The following is a 311-nucleotide window of genomic DNA, read 5'->3' as shown; positions in this document are numbered from 1 at the left end:
GTGTTCGATTCGGGGTAGAATCGGGGTATGGCAGGAGCTTCCGATCCCCAGTCACACACCCCGCAGACACCCGGTTCAGGGGTCGCGGGAGATCAGCGCGTCCAGGGCGTCGAGGTGGCCCATCCGGTCGCGGTCGTTGAGGGTTTCGAGGGCGCTGAGGGGTTGGCCGGGTCGGTGCCATCGGTTCATGCGGATGCTGTCGCCCGGCTCGTGGAGGCGCAGGCGGTTCTCGCAGAGGCCCTGGCCGCGATCCCGGTCGGGCTGCTCAGCGACACAGAAGCGGTCACGGCGCTGAGCACCGTGGAGGCGAT

1 protein-coding gene is annotated in these 311 nt (G+C 68.5%); it reads left to right on the top strand.

Annotated elements, in window-relative coordinates; all coding sequences use genetic code 11:
* Positions 1-27: 27 nt before the first annotated feature.
* Positions 28-311, top strand: a 284-nt coding sequence (locus QN345_RS20040; protein ID WP_323509241.1) for a hypothetical protein, incomplete at its 3' end; no start/stop codon positions are given.

The organism is Cryobacterium sp. 10I1 (assembly GCF_035019805.1).
GTDB classification, from domain to species: domain Bacteria; phylum Actinomycetota; class Actinomycetes; order Actinomycetales; family Microbacteriaceae; genus Cryobacterium; species Cryobacterium glucosi.
This window is presented reverse-complemented; position numbering and strand designations above follow the sequence as displayed.